A 19,026-nucleotide genomic window follows, 5' to 3' on the forward strand; every position below is an offset into this window, starting at 1 on the left:
CACACATCCGCCGAGAAGGGGGTGTGCGGAACGCTCTTGTCGACGGTCGGGGCGGATCGGGGTCAGCCCAGCCGTCTAGCCCGGGCCGGGGATCAGGCCGAAGCGGATCACGCGGACCACGACCTGGTCGTTCACCCCGGCCTCGCCAACCGGGGGCTGCTGCGAGTAGATCCGGCCCACGCGGCTGAGGTCGGGATCGTTCTGCGGCAGCTCCACCAGTTGCGCGCGACCGCCCTGCCACCCGGCCTGCTCCAGCGCGGCCAGCGCCTCCGCCACGGTCGCCCCCACGACGTTGGGCATGAGGAAGCGGTTGCCCGCCGAGACCTGGATCGTGATGGTGGCGCCCTTGAGCTGGGTCTGGCCGGCCGGGGTCGACTGCTCCATCACCTGACCCTCCGGGGCGGTGCCGTCGACCCTCCTGGTGTCCACCCGGAATCCCGCGGCCTCGAGGGTGGCGCGGGCGGAGCCGATGGGCTGGCCCACCACGCCCGGAACCTGGATCTGCTCGGGGCCGGACCCCACCGTGAGCCGGACGGGCTGGTCTGACGGCACCTGTGCGCCCGGGGCGGGATCGGTGTCCACGACCTTGTCCAGGTCCTCGGCCGTGGACGGGCGGGCCTCGTTCTCCGGCACCACCTGGAAACCGGCGTTCTCGAGGGCTACGCGCGCGTCGGCGGGGGACATCCCCATGACGTTGGGCACCGACAGGATCGGCTTGCCCGTCGACACCACCAGCCGGATCTCGCTGCCCACCGGCAGGCGTTTGCCGGCGATCGGGTCCGAGGAGACCACGAGGCCCACCGGGACCTGCGGGTCGGGTCGGGGATCCTGGATCGGCTCGAGCCCCATGGCCGAGAGCTCGTCCACGACCTCCTGGACCGGGCGCTGGGCGACCTCGGGGATGGTCACCTCCTGGACCTGGACGGTCCCGCCGCCGCGGAGATCGGAGGTGGCCCAGATCGCGGCACCGGCGATGACGGCCAGGACCAGCAGGGCCGCGGCCGCGATCGTCACGCCCCGGGGTCGCCGGCCGTCGCCGTCGCGGGAATCCCTCCGGTGGCCCGGCCGGCCGTCCGACCCCGTCGTTCTCGGGGCGGGAGCACCAGAGCCCGTGTTCCCGCCTCCCCCAGCGGCGCCGGCCGCGAGACCGGGCAGCGCGTGCGCCTCGGTCGGGGCCTCGGACGGGGATGACCAGTCCGATCGGCCGGATCCGTACCCGGCGCCGGTGAACCCGTGCGGGGCGTCGGGCCGGTGCTCGTCGTCGAGCTCGTCGTCGGACAGCACGAGAGGCGCCGCCGGCCGCCCCCCGGACAGGACCGCGAGCAGGTCCGTACGCATGTCCCCGGACGAGTCGTAGCGGTTCTCCGGGTTCTTGGCCATCGACTGCATCACCACGGCGTCGACGTACCGGCCGATGTCCGGGTTGACCGTGGACGGCGGCTGGGGCGACTCGCGGACGTGTTGGTAGGCCACGGCCACCGGGGATTCGCCGGTGAACGGCGGGACACCGGTCACCAACTCGTACAGCACGCAGCCGGCGGAGTACAGGTCCGACCGGGCGTCGACCTTCTCGCCGCGGGCCTGCTCCGGGCTGAGGTACTGGGCGGTGCCGAGGACCGAGGAGGTCTTGGTGAGCGTGGAGGTGGAGTCGCTGATCGCCCGCGCGATGCCGAAGTCCATGACCTTGACCGCGCCGTCACGGGAGATCATGATGTTCGCCGGTTTGACGTCCCGGTGGATGATCCCCTTCTTGTGGGAGAAGTCGAGCGCACCGCAGACGTCGGCCATCACGCCGAGGGCCCGGTTGATCTCCATCGGACCGTCCATCTTGACGATGTCCCGGAGGGTGTCGCCCTCGACCAGCTCCATGACGATGAACGGCAGGTCGCCGTCGTCGGTGTGCTCCTCGCCCGTGTCGTAGATCGCGACGATGGACGGGTGGTTCAGGGACGCCGAGTTCTGGGCCTCGCGGCGGAAGCGCTGGTAGAAGGTGTCGTCGCGGGCCAGTTCGGGCCGCATGATCTTGACCGCCACGTCCCGCGAAAGGACTGTGTCGCGACCCCGGTGGACCTCCGACATGCCGCCGAAGCCCAGCGCCTCGCCGATCTCGTACCGACCTGCCAGCAGTCGAGGTGTGGTCATCCGCCGTCACCCCCTCCGCTGTTGCCCGCACGCCCGTTGTTCGCCAACCCGCCCGGGCCGTCGTCGTCTGCGCCGTTGTTGCCGTTGGCGTTCCCCGCACCGCCGTCGGCCGCGGGGCCGTCGCCCCCGCCCCCGTTGCCCTGTCCCTGCTGCGGGGCCGGGGAGCGGAACTCCGAGGTGAGCGAATCGAGCATGTCCTGCAGGTCGGGAGGCGGCGGCTGGATCGACGGCGACGGCTGGACCGTCGGCGTGGGCTCGGGCGTCGGGCTGGGCGTGGGAGTCGGGGTGGGCGTCGGTGACGGCCGCTCCGAGGTCGTCGACGGGGCCCGGGTCGTCGGGGTGGTCGGGCCGAACAGGCCGCCGGGGCCGAAGACGCCCGCGTTGGACAGGGCGATCGCGGCCGCGACGGTGAGTGCGGCGATCAGGACCACCACGACCAGGAGCCAGGCCGCGCATCCGCCGCCACGCCGTCGCCGGGCCGGTCGGGAGGAGACGGGCGGCGCCGGGGGTCGGCGGGCGGGAGCCTGCGCGGGGGGCTGGCTCCGGTACTGCGGCCGGCGCTGCGTTGACGGCGGCGAATGCGGGGGAGGCCCGGATGCGAGTCGCGTGTAGGCGCGGGTGGAGTCGGGTCGGGCGGCCGCGGTAGCCGCCCGGGTGCCGGTACCGGCGCGCTCGTCGGGCAGGACGGTCGTGGCGGCGGTCGCACCGGCTGCGCCGACCACTCCGCCCGCCGCTCCTCCGGCCAGGCCGGCCGCCACGGCGTGGAACGAGCTCGGCGGGCGGGGGTCGCGGCCGGCCCGCACGTCGGCGACCGCCTCGGCGAAGGCGGCTCCGTCGGGGTACCGGCGTCCCGCTTCCTTGGCCATCGCGCTGGTGATCAACCGCCGCACCGGAACCGGCACCGGGTCGGGGAGCGGCGGCGGGGTGTCCCGCACGTGCATCATCGCGATGGACACGGGCGAGTCGGCCACGAACGGCCGCCGCCCGGCCACGCACTCGTAGCCCACGACCCCGAGGGAGTAGACGTCCCCGGCCGGGGTGGTCTCGTGCCCCATGGCCTGTTCGGGGGCGATGTACTGGGCTGTGCCCACGACCATGCCGGTCTGGGTGACGGCGGCCGCGCCCATGGACTTGGCGATGCCGAAGTCGGTGAGTTTGACCTGCCCGGCGGGCGTGATGAGGATGTTGCCCGGCTTGACGTCCCGGTGCACGAGGCCGATCGCGTGCGCGGCGTTGAGCGCCCGCCCGGTCTGCTCGAGCATGTCGAGGGTGTGGCGCAGCGGCAGTGTCCCCTCGCGGGCCAGGACGTCCGAGAGCGGCTCGCCCACCACGAGTTCCATGACCAGGTAGGACAGCGGGCTGCCGGAGGACGGGTCGTCGATCTGGCCGTAGTCGTAGACCGTCGCGATCCCGGGATGCGAGATCCGCGCGGTCACCTTGGCCTCGGACCGGAACCGCTCCACGAACTCGGAGTCGGAGGAGAACTCGGCCTTGAGCACCTTGACGGCGACGTGACGATCGAGGACCGCGTCGTCGGCCTCCCACACCTGACCCATGCCGCCCGTGGCGATGAGGCGCAGCAGGCGGTACCGGTCGGAGAGCAGTGCTCCCGAGTTGAGGCTCATCGGGTGGCCCCGAGGAGGGCGCCCAGGACCTCGCGCCCGATGGGAGCGGCGTAGGTGGCGCCCACCGTGTCGCGGGTGATGCCCGGTCCGGATTCGATCGCCACCGCCACGGCGACGTCCTGCCCGGGGACGAACGCGATGTACCACGTGTAGGGGATCGACTCGGAGGAGTCCACGCCGTGCTCGGCGGTGCCGGTCTTGGACGCGATGGTCACCCCGGACTGCCCGCCGCCGGCGCCCCGCTCGGCGCCCACCATGAGCTCGGTGAGGGTGCCGGCCTGCTCGTCGGTCAGCGCCCGTCCGGCGTCCTCGGGTGTGAACCCCTCGACGACGGAGAGGTCGGGCGCCGTCAGGGAACGGATCAGCTGCGGCTGCATGCGGACCCCGCCGTTGGAGACGGTGGCGGCCACCATCGCGTTCTGCAGCGTGGTCATGCGGACGTCGCTCTGACCGATGGCGCTCATGGCCAGCTGGGCGTCGTCCTCCATCTGTCCGAGCCCCGAGGGCGCCGCGGGGATCCCCAGATCGTCGGGGCGACTGCCGTCCACCCCGAACTTCTCGGCCATCTCGGTGAAGGCCTCCGCGCCGATCTGCTGGCTGAGCTCGACAAACGGCACGTTGCACGAGAGCTCGAAGGCGGTCCGGAGGGTGACGGTGCCGCCGCCGCAGGTCTGGCCGGCGTAGTTCTCCAGGTAGGTCGTGGTCCCGGGCAACAGGGTCCGGTCGGCGCCGGAGACGGGAGTCTCCGGGTCCAGGCCCTGCTCGAGTGCGGCGGCGGCGGTGATCACCTTCATGGTGGAGCCGGGCGGCAGGGCCTGCTGGGTGGCGTGGTTGAGCAGGGGCCGGTCGGCGCTCTGCTCGATCATCGCCATCTCCTGGGTCCGGACGGTCTGCTCCTGACTGGAGAGCGCGTTGGGGTCGAAGGACGGGCTGGAGGCCAGGGTCAGCACCTCGCCGGTCGACGGGCGGACCGCCGCGACCGAGCCCACCACCGGCCCTTGGCCGGCGCCGCGCTGGAGGGCGGCGTAGGCGACCTCCTGGGCCACGGGGTCCAGCGTGAGCTCCACCGACCCGCCCTGCGGGGTGCGGCCGGAGATGAGGCCGGAGATGCGCTGGGAGAGCAGCCGGGAGTCCGACCCGTTGAGGAACTCGTCCTGGGAGCTCTCGATCCCGGAGGTGGCGAACTGCAGGGAGTAGTAGCCGACCGTGGGGCCGAACGCGGTCGGGTCGGTGGGGTAGGTGCGCTCGAACTCGTAGCGGCCCTCGGAGGGGAGCGACATCGCCAGGACGCGGCCGCCGGCGGTGATCTGCCCGCGCTGGCGGGAGTACTCGTCGAGCAACATCCGGGTGTTGCGGGCGTCGGCGCGCAGTTCGTCGGCCCGGAAGACCTGGACCCAGGTGAGCTGGAGCAGCAGCGCCACGATCATGAACATGGCGGCGATCGCGACCCGGCGGATGGCGGCGTTCATGCGGCGCTCACCCGGACTTCCTCATCCGCGACCTGAGCGGGGTCCGCATCATGCCCGTGGCGGCCTCGGCGAGCGCGGGCGCCTGACGCGGGGTGGGCAGCGGCCGGCGCGCGTCGTTGGACAGCCGGAGCAGGATGGCCAGTAGGGCGTAGTTGCTGAGCAGGCTGGATCCGCCGTAGGCCATGAACGGCAGGGTGAGCCCGGTGAGCGGGATGAGGGTGGAGACGCCGCCGACCACCACGAACACCTGGAAGGCCATGGTGAAGGCCAGGCCCACGGCCACGAGCTTGCCGAAGCTGTCGCGGATGGTCAGCCCCACCCGGATCCCGCGCAGGACCAGGATCGCGTAGATCATCAGCACGGCGGCCAGGCCGATCAGCCCCAGCTCCTCGCCGATGGTGGAGGTGATGAAGTCGGTGCCCGCGAACGGCACCTGGTCGGGCCGCCCGTTGCCGAGCCCGGTGCCGCCCATGCCGCCGGAGGCGAGCCCGAACAGGGCCTGCGAGCTCTGGTAGCCGCCGGTGTCGAAGAAGGCGAAGGGGTCCTCCCAGGTCTGGAACCGCACCCGGACGTGGCCGAAGAGGGCGTAGGCCAGCACGCCGCCGATGGCCACCAGGAGCACGCCGATCAGGAGCCAGCTCACGCGTTCGGTGGCCACGTACAGCATGGTCAGCACGGTGGCGAAGAGCAGCAGGCACATGCCCAGGTCGGTGTTGAACACCAGGACGCCGAGGGACAGGAACCAGGCCACGATGATCGGCCCGAGGTCTCGCGCCCGGGGCAGGTCCACACCCAGGACCCGCCGGCCGGCGGTGGTGAACAGCTCCCGCTTCTCCACGAGGATCGAGGCGAAGAAGATGATGAGCAGGATCTTGGCGAACTCGCCGGGCTGCAGGGTGAAGCCGGGCAGGATGATCCAGTTCTTGGCGCCGTTGATCTCGGAGAACCGCGAGGGCAGCACGGCCGGGATCGCGAGCAACACCAGGCCCGCGAACCCCGCGGTGTAGCCGTACCGGGACAGCACCCGGTGGTCGCGGAGGAAGAACAGGACCGCCGCCATGCCGGCCAGCGCGATGAGCGTCCACAGCAGCTGCCTGGTCACGTCCATCCCGGGCGGGTCGTCGCCGCTCGCCACGGCGCGAGCGGCGTACGCCAGGTCCAGGCGGTAGATCAGCACCAGTCCCAGACCGTTGAGCAGGGCGACGCCGGGAAGGAGAACCGGGTCCGAATAGGGGGCCAACCAGCGGATCACCAGATGGGCGCCGCCGAACAGGCCGAGGAACGCGAGCGTGATCCACAGCAGCGCCAGGCTGAGCTGCTGCTCCTGGGCCAGCTGGACCAGCAGCAGGGCGAAGCCGACGATCACCGAGGCGGCGACCAGCAGGACGAGCTCCTTGCCGCGGCGGGGCCGGGCCGGAGCCGGTGGGCGTCCGTTGTCAGGCGTGGATGCGGTCACAGGTCAGCTCACCGCCCGGCAGTTCTCCCCGGGCACCGGCGCGGGCGCGGGCCGGGATGCCGGCCGCGGGGTCGAGGTGGGGGACGATTCGGAGGAGGGGGCCGGCGTCGCGTCTGATGACGGGTCCGCGCCCGGTGTCGGGGTGGAGGAAGTCGTGGGTGAAGCGGTGGGTGATGCGGTGGGTGACGCGGTCGGGGACGACGACGAGGTGGCGCCGCCTGCCCGCGGTGTGACGCCCTCCGCCGGGTCGCAGGGGGGCAGGAGGTTGTCCTGCGCGAGCCGGGAGACCTGGGCTCCGGCATCGGAGAGGCTGCCCGACGGCATCCCGGCGCGCACCGACTCGCGGGCCGGCTCCCGCAGGTCGCCGAGTGTGAAGACGTTGCACCCCGACGGGATCGCGTCCGGGTCGTGCATGGTGAGCGTCCCGTCCGCCGTCAGGCACGCCACCTGGCTGACCGAGGCCAGCGAGATGCCGAACACCTGGCCGGCGATGCCCCGCTTGACCACCACCTGGCTGTCGGAGTCGGTGACGAAATAGTTGCTCCGGACGAGCAGCGTGGACACCCCGACGATGCCGGCGATCAGAACCAGTACCCCGACGACGCTCAGCGCGAAACGCCAGCTGCTGCCGCGCGGACCGGGAGGGTCCACCTCGTCGTCGTCGGATCCGTCCGCGTGCCCCGGACCCGATCCGGTTCCGGCCGGGGACCCGGCCCCGCCCGCCCCGCCTGCCGTACCCGCGCCGTCCTGCGAGGCGACCTGGGCGCGCGAGAACGCGGCGGCCCGGCCGGCGGCGGTGTTGGAGTGGGGGTCTGCGGCGGGGTCCACCACGCCCGGCTCGTCGGAGGACGCGGCGCCCACCACCACGGGGACGACCGGGGCGTCGCGGGGGGAGTCCGACACGTCCGCCACCACGACGGTGATGTTGTCCGGGCCGCCCGACCGCAGCGCCAACTGGACCAACCTGTCGGCGGCGACCTCCACCGTCCCGGTTCCGAGGGTCTCGGCGATGGTCTCGGCGCTGACCGGGTCCGACAACCCGTCAGAACACAGCAGGTAGCGGTCGCCGATCCGGGCCTCGCGGATGACGGCGGTCGGCTCGACCGGCTCCCCGGTGAGCGCCTTGAGGATGAGCGAGCGCCGGGGATGGGTGTGGGCCTCCTCGGCCGCCAGCTCCCCGCGGTCGACCAGCGACTGCACGAAGGTGTCGTCCTTGGTGATCTGGGTCAGCACTCCGTCGCGCAGCAGGTAGGCGCGCGAGTCGCCGACGTGGATCAGGCCCATCCGGCGGCCGTCGAAGAGCAGGGCGGTGGCCGTGCAGCCCATGCCCTCGGTCTCGGGGTGCGCGTCCACGTGCGCGGCGATCGCGTCGTTGCCGGCGGTCAGTGCCCGGGAGAGGGCGGCGGTGAGGTCCTGACCGGGCTCGTCCTCGTCCAGCCGGGCCAGCGACGCCACCACGAACTGGCTGGCGATCTCGCCGGCGGCGTGCCCGCCCATGCCGTCGGCCAGCGCGAGCAACCGGGGACCGGCGTAGGCCGAGTCCTCGTTGTTCTCCCGCACCATGCCCAGGTGGGATCGCGCCGTGTAGACGAGCGCCGGGGTCACGTTCGGAGCTCGATCACGGTCTTGCCGATCCGGATCGGCGTGCCGGCGGCCACCTTCACCGGGGTCGTCACCCGAGCCCTGTCCAGATAGGTGCCGTTGGTCGAACCGAGGTCCTCCAGGAACCAGTCGGGTCCGTGGGGTGAGATCCTCGCGTGCTGGTTGGAGGCGTAGTCGTCATCGATCATGAGGGTGCACGAATCCGCGCGGCCCAGCAGCACCGGTTGCTCGGTCAGGGTGATGCGGGTCCCGGCCAGCGCCCCCTGGGTGACGACGAGGTGGCGGATCGACTTGGCGCCGCGGTTGAAGACGCCGCTCCGACGCTCGCCCTGGGAGCCCGACCGCATGCCCACGTTGCCGAACACGTCCGTCTTCAGGGCCCGCAGTGTGAGGTAGATGAACAGCCACAACAGGACCAGGAGGAGCCCACGGGAGAGCTGGAGAACGAGTCCCTGCACGAGTTCGGCCCCCCTCTTGTCGATCCGGTCACCTCAGGGCAACGCGTGATGGCCCCGAGCGGTTCCCGGGGAGCATTCCTGTAGAGGCTAGTCGAACCGGACGGTGATCTCAGAGTGTCCGACGCGGATGACGTCGCCGTCGGCGAGCTGCCAGTCCTGGACGGGGCCACCGTTGACCGTGGTTCCGTTGGTGGAACCGAGGTCGCTCAGGAGCGCCTCGCGACCGTCGAAGCGGACGTCGGCGTGCTGACGCGACACCCCGGTGTCCGGGAGTCGGAACGCGGCGTCCTGGCCGCGTCCCAGCAGGTTGGAGCCGCGCTGCAGCCGGAAGGTGCGCCCGGATCCGTCCTCGAGGTGCAGTGTCACCGCGATCGAGGCCCGGCCCTGCGTGATCTGGGTGGGCGCGTCGGACGGCCCGCCCCAGCCGGTGTTCTTGCCGGCGGACCCGGGCCGGGTGGAGACGGGATAGTTGGAGGCGGGTGCCTGCATGGGGATGTCCTCCTGATCGGCGCCGGGCAGCTCTGGGGCCGGCGACGACGGCGCCGGGTGGGAAGGCGCCGGGTGGCCCGGCGCCGGTGCCGGCGCGGCGGCCGAGATGTGGAACGGGACGGCGTCGGGATCAACGACCCCGTTGATGCGCATCTGCCCGGTGTGGAGGTCGTCGCGCTCGATGAAGTTCACGGTGATCGGGCCGTAGGTCTCCCAGCCCTGCTCGGAGATGTGGTCCGAGAGGTGACGGGAGAAGGTCTTGACGGCGAGGGCCTCGTCCTCCGTGAACGACGCGTAGTCCGACCGGGCGAGCGTGATGGAGTAGCTGTTGGAGACCAGCAGGTGACCGTCGACCACCTTGAGGGAGTCCTCGGCCTGCTTGCGCAGTTGGGCTTCCACCTCGGCCGCCACGACCCTGCCGCCGAAGAGTCGGGCGAAGGCGTCGCCCACGGCGCCCTGCAGGCTGCGTTCGAACTTGCCGACGATTCCCACGGGCGTCTCCTCTCTCGTGTGCTGCTGGTCAGTAGATTGCGTCTTCCGCTTCCTCAGCCACCGCTGACGGCGGCATCCGGTAGATCATAGAGCCGTCGGCGGTGTGAAGCACGCGCCGAGGGACCCCACCAGCGGATTAGTACGGGTCGTTTGGCCCGTGTTAACGTATTCGCGTTGCTCGGGCGAGTGGCGGAATGGCAGACGCGCTGGCTTCAGGTGCCAGTGTCCTTCGGGACGTGGGGGTTCAAGTCCCCCTTCGCCCACAATCAGATGCCCTCGGATCCTCGCGATCCGGGGGCGTTTCCCGTCGGTGGCTGCTCGGCACCCGTCGGTTGCTGCCCCGCACCGGTCCGGGACCCCACGGTGGTGATCGGCACGAGCGACCGCAGCTGGGTGACGTGGCGGGGTTCGAGTTCGTCGACCGAGGCCACCTGCAGGAGCTTCATGGTGCGCCGGACCTCGGAGGCGAGGATCTCGATGGCCCGGTCCGCCCCCTGTCGCCCGCCGCTCATGAGCCCGTAGAGGTACGCCCTGCCGACGAGGGTGAAGGTGGCGCCGAGCGCGATGCTCGCGACGATGTCGGAGCCGTGCATGATGCCGGTGTCCACGATGATCTCCACCTCACCGCCCACCTCCCGGGCGACCCGGGGGAGCAGGTGGAACGGCACCGGTGCGGTGTCGAGCTGACGGCCCCCGTGGTTGGACAGGACGATGGCGTCCACGCCCAGCTCGGTCAGCTTGCGGGCGTCGGCCACGGTCTGGACGCCCTTGATCGCGAGCTTGCCCGGCCACAGCGCCCGGATCTCGGCGAGGTCGTCGTAGTCGATCGACGGGTCCATCGCGCTGTCGAGCAGCTGCCCGACCGTGCCCCCCGTGGTGGTGAGCGAGGCGAACTCCAGGGGTGGCGTGGTGAGGAGATCCCACCACCACCAGGGCCGGGGGAGGGCGTCCAGGACGGTCCTGGCCGTGAGCTGCGGTGGGATGGAGAAGCCGTTGCGGGCGTCCCTCATGCGGTTCCCGGCGATCGGGGTGTCGACGGTGAAGAGCAGGGCGTCGTACCCGGCCGCGGCCGCGCGCTCGACCAGGCCGTAGGAGATGGCCCGGTCCTTCATCACGTAGAGCTGGTACCAGAGGCGCCCGTCCGGCGCGGCCGCGCGGACGTCCTCGATGGACGTCGTCCCGAGGGTGGACAGGGTGAACGGGATCCCGGCGGCCGCTGCGGCGCCGGCCCCGGCGATCTCACCCTCGGTCTGCATGAGCCGGGTGAACCCGATCGGCGCGATGCCGAAGGGCAGCTCGGCCCGGCCGCCGAGCACCGATGTGGACGTGTCGAGGTGGGAGACGTCGGTCAGGACCCCGGGATGGAGTTCGATGTCCTCGAAGGCCTGTCGTGCCCGCGTCAGGGAGATCTCGCGATCAGCGGAGCCGTCCGTGTAGTCGAACGCGGCGGACGGCGTGCGTCGTCTGGCGATCGCGCGGAGGTCGGCGATCGACTGGGCGCGGGACAGGCGGGTGCTGCGGAAGTCGAGGCTCGGTCTCCTGAACTGCAGGAGTTCCCGCAGTTCGTGCGGCCTGGGCATCTGACGCTTGACCATCGCTCGGGCACCTTCCGGTTGCTTCGGGCTCCGACTGTGTCGCGCTTCACATGGTAGGCCCGCGCCGAGGCGCAGAGCCGGGCTTCTCGCCGAGCCCTGACGCTTGCGATCCACTACCTGAATCCAGTTCAATTACGGGTGTGACGTAGGCTCACCCGGAAGTTCGGACGGAGGACCAGACACCACCCTGCCTGCCCCGGAAGACGACGCCACTGCGGTGGATGAAGCACGGGCCACCATCTCTCCCGACACGCTTCGTGTGCTCTGATCCTGGATCGGTGACTGGAGCGCACCCTGGCAGACAAAGCGCCGGGGCCTGTGAACAATAGGTAGTGAACAGTCACGAACGCCTGAGCCGGTGCGAGGGCATCGGCTCGCCATACGCTGTCAAAGGAACCCCTATGGCCTCGAGCCTCGAAGAGATCCCCGATATGTCCCCGGAGACCGACGCCCGCGAGACCGCCGAAGCGCCGTCGGTGATCGGCGTGGTCGCGGAGTCCAATCCCGCCGAGAACCGCGTGTCGGCCACCCCGGCGACCGTGGCCAAGTTGATCGCACTGGGCTACCGCGTCGTCGTGGAATCCGGCGCCGGCAGGCGCGCCGAGTTCTCCGACGACTCCTACGCCGAGGCGGGCGCCGACCTGGTCTCCGGCGACCAGGCGTGGTCGAGCGACGTGGTGTTGAAGGTCGCCGTCCCCACCGAGGCCGAGGTCGCCCGACTCCGGTCCGGCGCGACCCTGGTCGGTCTGCTGGCGCCCGCCCAGAACGAGCGGCTGCTGTCGGTTCTGGCCGAGCGGGGCGTGACCGCGCTGGCGATGGACGCCGTCCCGCGGATCTCGCGCGCGCAGTCGATGGACGTGCTCTCCTCGATGGCCAACATCGCCGGCTACCGCGCCGTGATCGAGGCCGCCCACCACTTCGGCCGCTTCTTCACGGGCCAGGTCACCGCGGCCGGGAAGGTCCCGCCGGCCAAGGTGCTGGTGGCCGGCGCAGGTGTGGCCGGCCTTGCCGCGATCGGCGCCGCCAGCAGCCTGGGCGCGATCGTCCGCGCGACCGATCCGCGGCCCGAGGTGGCGGACCAGGTCAAGTCCATCGGTGGCGAGTACATCCCGATCGAGGTCGCCGAGGAGAACAAGGAGGTCTCCTCCGACGGCTACGCCAAGGCCACCAGCGAGGCCTACAACCAGCGCGCCGCCGAGGTGTACACCGAGCAGGCCGGCGACGTGGACATCGTCATCACCACCGCGCTGATCCCGGGCCGCGCGGCGCCGCGACTGCTCACCGCCGCGGATGTCGCGCTCATGAAGCGCGGCTCGGTGATCGTGGACATGGCCGCCGCGCAGGGCGGGAACGTCGAGGGCAGCGTCGCCGATCAGGTGGTGGTCACCGAGAACGGTGTGACCATCATCGGCTACACCGACCTGGCCGGGCGTCTGCCCGCGCAGGCCTCGCAGCTGTACGGCACCAACCTGGTCAACCTGACCAAGCTCGTCACCCCGGAGAAGGACGGCCGCTGGGCGCTGGACATGGACGACGTGGTCCAGCGCGGCGTGACCGTCACCCGGGGCGGCGACGTCATGTGGCCGCCGCCTCCCGTGCAGGTCAGTGCTGCGCCGGCAGCGGCCCCGGCAGTACAGGCCGAGCCGCCCGCGGAGAAGAAGAAGCTCTCCGCCGGGGCCAAGCTCGGCCTGATCGCACTGGGTATGGCGCTGCTGCTCGTGCTCACGGCCATCGCGCCGGATCCGATCCCGCGGCACATCACGGTCTTCGTGCTGGCGATCGTGATCGGTTACTACGTGATCGGCAACGTCCACCACGCACTGCACACGCCGCTGATGTCGGTGACCAACGCGATCTCCGGCGTGATCGTCGTGGGCGCGCTGCTGCAGATCGGGATCGACAACTCCGTCGGCCTCGCGCTGGCCACCATCGCGATCCTCTTCGCGTCCATCAACGTCTTCGGCGGTTTCGCCGTGACCCGTCGCATGCTCGGCATGTTCTCGAAGGGAGCTTGAGAAGATGTCACTCGTGACCGCCGCTAATGCGGCCTACCTCGTCGCCGCGCTGCTGTTCATCCTGTCGCTGGCCGGCCTGTCCAAGCACGAGACCGCCCGCCGCGGCCTGAACTTCGGCATCGCCGGCATGGCGCTCGCGCTCCTCGCCACCGTCGCGCTGGTGATCGATCACCAGCCCGCCACGGTCGGTATCGTCCTCATGGTCGGGGCGGTGCTCATCGGCGCCGCGGTGGGTTTGTGGCGCGCCCGCAGCGTGCAGATGACCGAGATGCCCGAGCTGATCGCCCTGCTCCACTCCTTCGTGGGCCTGGCCGCCGTCCTGGTGGGCTGGAACGGCTACCTCGAGCCGGACCTGCACGGTGAGCTCACCGGTTCGCTGCTGGGCATCCACCACGCGGAGGTGTTCATCGGCGTGTTCATCGGCGCCGTCACCCTCACCGGCTCGATCGTGGCCTACCTCAAGCTGTCCGGGAAGATGAAGTCCGCGCCGCTGGTGCTGCCGGGCAAGAACCTCATCAACGCCGGGATCCTGGTGGCGTTCGTCGCGCTCACCACGGCGTTCGTCATCAGCCCGGCGCTGTGGATGCTCGTCGTCGTCACCATCCTGGCCCTCGCGCTGGGCTGGCACCTGGTGGCCAGCATCGGAGGCGGCGACATGCCGGTCGTGGTCTCGATGCTCAACTCCTACTCGGGCTGGGCCGCCGCGGCCACGGGCTTCCTGCTGGGCAACGATCTGCTGATCGTCACCGGCGCGCTGGTCGGCTCCTCGGGCGCCTACCTGTCCTACATCATGTGCAAGGCCATGAACCGCTCGTTCTTCTCCGTCATCATGGGCGGCTTCGGGATCGCGGCCGCCTCCGGCGAGGGCAAGGACCACGGCGAGCACAGCGAGATCGACGTCGCCGGTGCGGCCGAGCTCCTCGCGGGCGCGTCCTCGGTGATCATCACCCCGGGCTACGGCATGGCCGTGGCGCAGGCCCAGTACCCGGTCGCCGACCTCACCCGCACCCTGCGCGAGCGGGGCGTGGACGTGAAGTTCGCCGTGCACCCGGTCGCCGGCCGCCTGCCCGGGCACATGAACGTGCTGCTGGCCGAGGCCAAGGTGCCGTACGACATCGTCCTGGAGCTCGACGAGATCAACGACGACTTCGCGGGCACCGACGTGGTCCTGGTGATCGGCGCCAACGACACCGTCAACCCGGACGCCGCCGAGGACCCCAGCAGCCCGATCGCCGGGATGCCCGTGCTCCACGTGTGGGAGGCCACCGACGTGATCGTGTTCAAGCGGTCCATGGCCGCCGGGTACGCCGGCGTGCAGAACCCGCTGTTCTTCCGCGAGAACACCCAGATGCTCTTCGGCGACGCCAAGGACCGCGTCGACGACATCCTGGGCGCGCTCAAGGACCAGCACGTCGGGGCGGCCCGCTAGCGCCGACCGGGTGGCGCCATCTGGTGAGCGCCCACCGGGAAGAAGTAGGTAAGACGACGACGAGGGGGGCGGTCCCAAGAGGGGCTGCCCCCCTCGTCGTCGTCGTAGAGGGGCTCCCACCAGCACTGCCGCTGGACGGCGGCAGCAGAGGGTGGGTCAGCGGGTAGAGGTGGGACATGAACTACCCGGACACCCAGCTCTTCATCGACCACCAGTGGACCGACCGACGTCCTCAACCCGGCCGACGGCCAGGTGATCGGCACGGTCGCCCATGCCTCCACCGCCGACGTCGACCGGGCGCTGGCGGCCGCGGACCGCGGATTCCAGGTGTGGCGCGAGGAGACGCCCGCGCAGCGCAGCAAGATCATGCGGGCGGCCGCCGACCACCTGCGCGAGCGCGCGGACGCGCCGTTCGGCGGGCTCAAGGACTCCGGCCAGGGCAGCGAGGGTGGCCCGGAGGCAATGGAGGCCTACCTCAACACTCGTGCGGTGAGCGTCAGGAACGTCCAGCGGCCACTTGTGTAGCGCGACTGGGTAGCGCCACTGTTTAGCGTCACCCGTGTAGCGCGACCGCGTAGCGGCGATCGTGGCGCGCCGAGGGCCGCTCAGCTCTCCTTGAGGGCATCCGTGCACGTCAGGCGCAACTGCTCGAGCGTTCTGCCGTGCTCCTCGGCGCGCTCCACCAGCTTCTCCAGCGTGGCGCGGGGCAGTCGTGGGTCGTTGACGTCGAGTAGCGCCTTGAAGCCGAGCGTCTTGCCGGTCACCGCGATCGTCAGGGCTTCCAGCTCGAGCAGGTTGCTCAGCGGCGACCGCTCGGCGAACCGCTGGTTGGGCTTGAGCTGCCCCAGCTTCTCCGCGGCCTTGGCGGGCAGGTCCTTGAGCAGGGACGGGGACGTGCCCGCCAGGGTCATGAGCTCCTCGAGGTTCCGCAGATCCTCCACGGTCTCGTCACCGATCCGGGCCACCTCGGCGCGGACCTTCGGGTCGTCGTGATCCTTGGCCACTCGCCGGAACAGGTCGATCCCGGCGGCGGCCCCGGCGTGGTGGTCCTGCATGTACGTGTGGATCATCTCGGTAGCCATCTCCCGACGGTACGAGAGCGGCCGGGAACGGCAACCGGTCACGGGTGGTGGTTCCGCCGCGACCGGTTGCCCGAACGACCGGGCGGGGTCTAGCGCGCGAGCAGCCCCTTGGCGATGTGGGTCACCTGGATCTCGTTGCTGCCCGCGTAGATCATGAGCGATTTGGCGTCGCGGGCCAGTTGCTCCACCCGGTACTCGGCCATGTATCCGTTGCCGCCGAAGAGCTGGACCGCGTCCATGGCGACGTCGGTGGCGGCCTCGGAGGAGTAGAGCTTCATCGCCGACGCCTCGGCCAATGTGAGCGGCTTGCCTGCGCGCGCTCGTTCGATGGAGTGGAACACCATGTTCCGCACATTGATGCGGGCGACTTCCATCTTGGCCAGCTTGAGCTGGATCAGTTGGAAGCGGCCGATCTCCTGGCCCCACAGCGTCCGCTCGCGGGCGTAGTCCACGCACAGACGGTGGCACTCCTCGATGATCCCCAGCGCCATCGTGGCCACGCCGGTCCGCTCGGCCGTGAAGCTCGACTTGGCGGACTCGCGCCCGTCCCCGCCGCGGCCGTCCTCGGACCCGCCGAGCAGGCGATCACGCCCGAGCCGGACATTGTCGAAGAACAGCTCGCCGGTGGGGGAGCTGTGCAGGCCCATCTTCTTGAACGGCGCGCTCTGCGTGAGACCTTCCATGCCCTTGTCCAGCACGAAGGTGAGGACCTTGCGGTTCCGCTTGGCCGCCACGACGTCGGACTCGCCCGCGCCGGCTGCGGCCGGGCCCCCCGCGCCGCCGGCGGCCGGGCCCTCGTCGAGCTTGGCGTAGACGATCATCACGTCGGCGTACGGGCCGTTGGTGATGAACGTCTTGCCGCCGTTGAGGATGTAGTCGTCGCCGTCCCGCCGGACGTAGGTCCGCATCCCGCCGAAGGCGTCGGAGCCGGAGTCCGGCTCGGTGATCGCCCAGGACGCGACCTTCTCCATGGTCACGATCCCCGGCAGCCAGCGCTCCTTCTGCTCCAGGGTTCCCCGGGACATGATGGTGGTCGCGCCGAGCCCGATGCTCACGCCCAGCGTCGAGACCAGGCCCATGCACACCCCGGCCAGCTCGCTGGTCACCACGGCCATCATGGAGTCCTGGTCCTTGAAGGCGCCGCCCGATTCGCCACTCCCGGATTCACTGCCGCCCGAGTCGTTGTGGGCCTCGGTGGCCGCAGGCGCGCCGGACTCCCGCGCCCGCTCCTTGGCGAGCATCTTCTGCACCCCGTCGGCGGCCATGGTGTCGATCCCGAAGTCGGCGAACAGCTTGCGGATGATCGGGTACGGCGGCATCTCACCGCTCTCCAGGGCGTCGAGATTGGGGCGGATCTCCTTGTCGATGAAACCGCGCACGGCCTCGCGGATCATCAGATCGGTCTCGGACCACTCGAACATCGGCTGCGTCTCCTCAGTGCCACACCTCAACGGTGTCGCAGGACGGTAAAGCGGCGCTACAGGTCAGTTCTGTAACACGTGTCAGCTCAGTCTGTCGCGGACCGCCGACCGGGGTCGGGGTTTCGCCCAGACCTCTTCCGAGTTCGGGCACACTCGGATGCATGAGCACCGACACCCAGATCGCCCCCGCCCGTGCCAACGACAATCGGGCTGGTCGCGATCATCTGGGCAGGGTCGGATTGTGGACCGGCTCACTCGAGGGCGTGCCGCCGGGTCAGCTCCCCGACCTCCTGGGCGAACTCGACGAGCAGGGCTGGGGGTCGCTGTGGTTCGGCGAGGCGGTGGGTCGCGAGGCGTTCACGGCCGCGCAGCTTTACCTGGGGGCCACGCGCCGGATGGCCATCGGTACGGGGATCGCCAACATCTACGGCCGGGACGCCTCGGCGGCGGGCGCGGCCGCGCGCACTCTCGAGGCCCTGCACCCGGGGCGGTTCGTGCTGGGCCTGGGGGTCTCGCACGCGCCGCTGGTCGAGCGCCACCGCGGCCACCACTACGGCCGGCCGCTGTCGGCGATGCGCGAGTACCTCGACGCGCTCGACAGGACCCGGCCGCTCGCCGCGGGCGAGGACACGATGCCGCCGGTCGTGCTCGCCGCGCTCGGGCCGAAGATGCTCGAGCTGTCCCGGGACCGCACCGCCGGCGCCCACCCGTACCTGACGCTGCCCGAGCACACCGCGCGGGCGCGGGAAATCCTCGGCGGGACCGCCGACGACGGGCCGGCCCTGGTCGTGGAACACGCCGCGGTGGTCGCTCCGGGTGTAGAGGACGACGACGAGGTCTGGCGCTCGCGGGCCCACGACCACCTCAACGTGTACACCGGGCTGCCCAACTACCGGAACTCCTGGACCCGGCAGGGCTTTGACGAGTCGGACTACGAGCGCGGGGGCAGCGACCGCCTCAAGCAGGCCATGGTCACCCGCGGGATCGAGGCCACCCGGGCCCGCGTGCAGGAGCACCTCGACGCCGGGGCCTCGACCGTGCTCGTGCAGGTCCTCGGGGAGAACGTGCTGGTCCCGCCGGTCGGGGACTGGCGGCATGCGGCCGAGGGGCTCCTGGGCTGACGGAACCGGGGCAGGCCGACAGGCGCTGTCGGCCAGGACGGGCGCGGTCAGCCGCTGTAGGCCACGGTGTCGACGACGATCGGCCCTGCCACCGCGCCCCCGGTGGTGGTGAGTCGGTACTCGACCCGACCCGAGCCGGTCGAGATGATCGCGTCGTACGGGTGCGCGATCGGATCCGGGACGCCGAGGGAGATCCGCGGCTGGGGGATCTGCGCGACCTTCTGCCCGCTCGTGTTGTTGTCGAGATTGCGCCACGAGAGAGTGGCGGTGAGGTTGCACGGACCCACCCCGACCACGGCGAAGGCCCAACTGACGCTGGCGGTACCGGGGTAACCGTTGCCGTTCAGGGTGGTCGACACGGCGCCGACGCAGGCTCCGGTGGGGCTGCCACCCGTGGCGACGAGCCGGTTGGGCGCGGGGAAGACCTGGGGGATGGCGTCGGCCGACCCCATGGAGGATCCCTGGGCGTTCGCTGATCCCTGGGCGTGCGCAGTGGCCGGGGCCGAGATGGCGGCGGCGACGGCGACGGCCGAGACGGCGAGAGTCGCCGCGACCTTGGCGGTGGAGCGGCGGGCGAGGCGCCGGGACGTGCTGGTGGTGTTCATTTCTGCCATGTTGGCACGAAGCGAG

General features: G+C 71.0%; 15 protein-coding genes and 1 tRNA gene. 5 read left to right on the forward strand and 11 right to left on the reverse strand.

Features of this window, described 5'->3' with window-relative positions:
• Window positions 1-75: 75 nt before the first annotated feature.
• The 7 genes from pknB to R4P08_RS02655 form a co-directional block, all read right to left on the reverse strand.
• On the reverse strand, window positions 76-2,142 hold the full coding sequence (gene pknB / locus R4P08_RS02625; protein ID WP_317812188.1) for a Stk1 family PASTA domain-containing Ser/Thr kinase: 2,067 nt from the start codon (window positions 2,140-2,142) through the stop codon (window positions 76-78).
• Window positions 2,139-3,767 (reverse strand): serine/threonine-protein kinase, encoded by a 1,629-nt coding sequence (locus tag R4P08_RS02630; protein ID WP_317812189.1) that lies wholly within the window; start codon window positions 3,765-3,767, stop codon window positions 2,139-2,141. The genes pknB and R4P08_RS02630 overlap by 4 nt, the downstream gene beginning before the upstream one ends.
• On the reverse strand, window positions 3,764-5,236 hold the full coding sequence (locus tag R4P08_RS02635; RefSeq protein ID WP_317812190.1) for a penicillin-binding protein 2: 1,473 nt from the start codon (window positions 5,234-5,236) through the stop codon (window positions 3,764-3,766). The genes R4P08_RS02630 and R4P08_RS02635 overlap by 4 nt, the downstream gene beginning before the upstream one ends.
• Window positions 5,237-5,243: 7 nt before the next feature.
• A complete protein-coding gene (locus R4P08_RS02640; RefSeq protein WP_317812191.1) occupies window positions 5,244-6,692 on the reverse strand; it encodes an FtsW/RodA/SpoVE family cell cycle protein in 1,449 nt (482 codons plus the stop codon).
• A gap of 3 nt (window positions 6,693-6,695) precedes the next feature.
• Window positions 6,696-8,297 carry a PP2C family serine/threonine-protein phosphatase gene (locus tag R4P08_RS02645; RefSeq protein WP_317812192.1) on the reverse strand — a complete coding sequence of 534 codons (1,602 nt, stop codon included), beginning with the start codon at window positions 8,295-8,297 and terminating at the stop codon, window positions 6,696-6,698.
• Window positions 8,294-8,752 carry an FHA domain-containing protein gene (locus R4P08_RS02650; protein ID WP_317812193.1) on the reverse strand — a complete coding sequence of 153 codons (459 nt, stop codon included), beginning with the start codon at window positions 8,750-8,752 and terminating at the stop codon, window positions 8,294-8,296. The genes R4P08_RS02645 and R4P08_RS02650 overlap by 4 nt, the downstream gene beginning before the upstream one ends.
• Before the next feature lie 87 nt (window positions 8,753-8,839).
• Window positions 8,840-9,733, reverse strand: coding sequence for a DUF3662 and FHA domain-containing protein (locus R4P08_RS02655; RefSeq protein ID WP_317812194.1), 894 nt, complete (start codon window positions 9,731-9,733; stop codon window positions 8,840-8,842).
• 180 nt (window positions 9,734-9,913) lie between these two features.
• On the opposite strand from R4P08_RS02655, the gene R4P08_RS02660 reads away from it, so the two are divergent.
• Window positions 9,914-9,996: transfer RNA gene (locus R4P08_RS02660), tRNA-Leu, on the forward strand.
• 3 nt (window positions 9,997-9,999) lie between these two features.
• Here R4P08_RS02660 and R4P08_RS02665 read toward each other — a convergent pair.
• On the reverse strand, window positions 10,000-11,328 hold the full coding sequence (locus R4P08_RS02665) for an alpha-hydroxy acid oxidase (RefSeq protein WP_317812195.1): 1,329 nt from the start codon (window positions 11,326-11,328) through the stop codon (window positions 10,000-10,002).
• Window positions 11,329-11,759: 431 nt separating this feature from the next.
• Between R4P08_RS02665 and R4P08_RS02670 the strand changes: the two genes are divergently transcribed.
• The 3 genes from R4P08_RS02670 to R4P08_RS02680 all read left to right on the forward strand — a co-directional run bounded on the left by R4P08_RS02670 (window position 11,760) and on the right by R4P08_RS02680 (window position 15,297).
• Entirely contained in the window at window positions 11,760-13,343 is a 1,584-nt protein-coding gene (locus R4P08_RS02670) for a Re/Si-specific NAD(P)(+) transhydrogenase subunit alpha (protein ID WP_317812253.1), read from the forward strand.
• A 4-nt stretch (window positions 13,344-13,347) separates the two neighbouring features.
• On the forward strand, window positions 13,348-14,772 hold the full coding sequence (gene pntB, locus R4P08_RS02675) for a Re/Si-specific NAD(P)(+) transhydrogenase subunit beta (protein ID WP_317812196.1): 1,425 nt from the start codon (window positions 13,348-13,350) through the stop codon (window positions 14,770-14,772).
• A gap of 252 nt (window positions 14,773-15,024) precedes the next feature.
• Window positions 15,025-15,297 (forward strand): aldehyde dehydrogenase family protein, encoded by a 273-nt coding sequence (locus tag R4P08_RS02680; RefSeq protein WP_317812197.1) that lies wholly within the window; start codon window positions 15,025-15,027, stop codon window positions 15,295-15,297.
• Between the two features lie 80 nt (window positions 15,298-15,377).
• Here the strand turns inward: R4P08_RS02680 and R4P08_RS02685 are convergent, their stop codons facing one another.
• Window positions 15,378-15,854 (reverse strand): hypothetical protein, encoded by a 477-nt coding sequence (locus tag R4P08_RS02685; RefSeq protein ID WP_317812198.1) that lies wholly within the window; start codon window positions 15,852-15,854, stop codon window positions 15,378-15,380.
• An 89-nt stretch (window positions 15,855-15,943) separates the two neighbouring features.
• Complete coding sequence (locus R4P08_RS02690; protein ID WP_317812199.1) at window positions 15,944-17,275, reverse strand: acyl-CoA dehydrogenase family protein; 1,332 nt, start codon at window positions 17,273-17,275, stop codon at window positions 15,944-15,946.
• Window positions 17,276-17,436: 161 nt separating this feature from the next.
• On the opposite strand from R4P08_RS02690, the gene R4P08_RS02695 reads away from it, so the two are divergent.
• On the forward strand, window positions 17,437-18,396 hold the full coding sequence (locus tag R4P08_RS02695; protein ID WP_317812200.1) for a TIGR03620 family F420-dependent LLM class oxidoreductase: 960 nt from the start codon (window positions 17,437-17,439) through the stop codon (window positions 18,394-18,396).
• A 47-nt stretch (window positions 18,397-18,443) separates the two neighbouring features.
• Here the strand turns inward: R4P08_RS02695 and R4P08_RS02700 are convergent, their stop codons facing one another.
• Window positions 18,444-19,001: a hypothetical protein gene (locus R4P08_RS02700; RefSeq protein ID WP_317812201.1), complete on the reverse strand. Its 558-nt coding sequence runs from the start codon at window positions 18,999-19,001 to the stop codon at window positions 18,444-18,446.
• Window positions 19,002-19,026 lie beyond the last annotated feature (25 nt).

This window comes from Rhodococcus sp. IEGM 1408 (genome assembly GCF_033142235.1).
Lineage (GTDB): Bacteria > Actinomycetota > Actinomycetes > Mycobacteriales > Mycobacteriaceae > Dietzia.